The organism is Synechocystis sp. LEGE 06083 (assembly GCF_015207725.1).
GTDB lineage: Bacteria > Cyanobacteriota > Cyanobacteriia > Cyanobacteriales > Microcystaceae > Synechocystis > Synechocystis salina.
In genome coordinates, this window is record NZ_JADEWJ010000398.1 from 1 (window position 1) to 2,293 (window position 2,293).

4 protein-coding genes are annotated in these 2,293 nt (G+C 51.5%); 3 read left to right on the top strand and 1 reads right to left on the bottom strand.

The window, feature by feature from the left end; translation table 11 throughout:
* Positions 1 to 124 (bottom strand): carbamoyltransferase N-terminal domain-containing protein (locus IQ219_RS19055; RefSeq protein ID WP_194073656.1); only part of this gene is annotated, 124 nt, incomplete at its 3' end.
* A gap of 129 nt (positions 125 to 253) precedes the next feature.
* Here IQ219_RS19055 and IQ219_RS19060 point away from each other — a divergent pair.
* The 3 genes from IQ219_RS19060 to IQ219_RS19070 form a co-directional block, all read left to right on the top strand.
* On the top strand, positions 254 to 811 hold the full coding sequence (locus IQ219_RS19060) for a DUF2808 domain-containing protein (RefSeq protein ID WP_190596348.1): 558 nt from the start codon (positions 254 to 256) through the stop codon (positions 809 to 811).
* Between the two features lie 4 nt (positions 812 to 815).
* Entirely contained in the window at positions 816 to 1,997 is a 1,182-nt protein-coding gene (locus IQ219_RS19065) for an FtsW/RodA/SpoVE family cell cycle protein (protein WP_194019503.1), read from the top strand.
* A gap of 30 nt (positions 1,998 to 2,027) precedes the next feature.
* On the top strand, positions 2,028 to 2,293 hold a 266-nt coding region (locus IQ219_RS19070), incomplete at its 3' end, for a gamma-glutamyltransferase (RefSeq protein WP_194073657.1).

The following is a 2,293-nucleotide window of genomic DNA, read 5'->3' on the forward strand; positions in this document are numbered from 1 at the left end:
AAGCAGCATCGTGTTTTTTGCGGGTAAATCGTTCTTCCTGCACCGCCGCCACAATAACGCCATCTTTTACTAAAGCTGCCGCACTGTCGTGGTAATAAGCAGAAATGCCAAGAATGTGAGTCACGTTAAACTATCCTGACCAAAGGGAACACTAATGTCACTGTCAATTCGTTGCCTCGTATAATAACTTGGGTTGGGAACTAGACCGATCGCCAATTCGTTTATCTTTGATCAGGAGTCAGGACCATAGGCCATGCTGAAAAATTTCTACTCGCTGTTGGGCACCCTAGTGGGGATGGGGTTAGTTCTTTCCCCGGCGATCGTTGTCCAAGCACAAACGGATCCGTTCCCCGCCAATGCCACCTTTTTCACCGGTACTCCCCCCAGTTTGGCCGATGTGGATGCCAGCTTCAACGGCGTTAATATTCCCAACAGCAGGTATTTCTTTAGTATTAGTCTACCTGCGGGGGAAATTGAGCCCCTCGGCAAAGTGGTGCTGCATCAACAACCCAATCCTTCTCCCATTAGCCTGGATTTAAGCCAAACGGAAGTATTTTTGGGCATGCCCTCCCAGCGGGGCAACGACTTGTCCAGTTCTGCCGTTTCCACCAGTGGCGACTCCCAAACCATTGTGGTGCAATTTGATCCTCCCATTGCCCCCGGCAATACCGTCACTATCGCTTTGCTGGCGGAGCAAAACCCACAGGTGGAGGGGGTTTATCAATTTCGGGTGCAAGCTTTTCCCCCAGGGCCGGCCCCCGTTGGTTTGGATTTAGGGGTGGGGCGGTTACAATTTTACGAAAATCGCTAGCCCAATGATCACCGCCGCCAATCTAATCCGAATCATTTTTCCCTTCTATGACCCTGAAGTACTGCGATGGTCGGGGGAAGCCCGTTTGATGCGGACTTTGTTTTTCGCCTGGATAGCGATCGGGGTGGTGGTGCTATTCTCTGCTTCCTATGCGGAAAGTCTGGATACCAGTGGCACGGGTCTGAGCATTATCCTCAAGCAAATTGCCTACCTCTGGCTGGGGCTAAATATTTTTAATTTTCTGGTGCGTCTGCCCCTACAGGTCTGTCTCAAGCTAGTGCCCTGGTTTCTAGTTGTAGTTTTACTGTTGATTTTTCTAACTAAAAGCGGCTTAGGGGTGGAAGTGAATGGGGCCCGTCGCTGGATTAGTTTAGGGCCAATCTTGATCCAACCGTCGGAGTTTATGAAGCCCTGTTTAGTGCTCCAGGCGGCTAATTTGTTTGGTAATTGGCATCGTTTTCCCTGGCGATCTCGCCTCATCTGGTTGGGCATTTTCGGGCTGACCCTGGGCAGTATTTTGCTCCAGCCCAACTTGAGCACCACCGCCCTTTGTGGCATGGGTTTATGGCTGATTGCCCTGGCCTCAGGTCTTCCCTGGGGTTATCTAATTTCCACTGCCCTATTGGGGATAATCACCGCTGTCACCAGTATCTCCATTCGGGACTATCAAAGGGCTAGGGTGACTTCTTTTCTGGACCCCTTTGCCGATCCAAGGGGCGATGGCTATCAATTGGTACAAAGTTTATACGCGATCGCCTCTGGGGGGATTTTAGGTCGAGGATTTGGCATGTCCCAGCAAAAATTATTTTATTTGCCCATACAAACCACAGATTTCATTTTTGCGGTCTTTGCGGAGGAATTTGGGCTGGTGGGTTGCGTTGCTTTTCTGCTTTTTCTCGGCTTATTTGCCACCATGGGACTGCGGGTAGCCATGCGTTGTCGCCATCGGGTCAAGCGGTTAATTGGGCTAGGGGTGGTAATTTTTCTAGTGGGCCAATCTTTGCTCAATATTGGCGTGGCCAGCGGCGCTCTACCCACCACCGGTTTGCCTCTGCCCTTTTTTAGCTATGGTGGCAGCTCCTGTCTATCAAGCTTGGTGCTGGCGGGGTTGCTGGTGCGAGTGGCGAGGGAAAGTAATGAAGCGGAAGTGATTCCCCTGACAACCAAAACTGCCCCGGCGGTTTAGGTTTAATTTTCGATTTTTATTCAAACTGCTATGGCGGATAAAACCATTGGGGTGGTGGCGGCGGGCCATGCCCAAACAGCGGAAGCGGGCAAACGCATGCTGGAAGAGGGGGGCAATGCCTTCGATGCGGCGATCGCCTCGGTGTTGGCGGCCTGTGTGGTGGAATCGGGTTTAACTTCCCTGGGAGGAGGGGGTTTTTTGTTGGCCCAGACCGCGGCTAAGAAAAGTTACCTGTTCGACTTCTTTTGCCAAACACCCCTAGTCAATCCCGGGGAAAAAGCAGTGGACTTCTACCC

Bases quoted from the DNA above. Each gene is read 5' to 3' on its own strand.
- IQ219_RS19065 (WP_194019503.1), top strand. From the start codon at position 816: ATGATCACCGCCGCCAATCTAATCCGAATCATTTTTCCCTTCTATGAC.
- IQ219_RS19060 (WP_190596348.1), top strand. From the start codon at position 254: ATGCTGAAAAATTTCTACTCGCTGTTGGGCACCCTAGTGGGGATGGGG.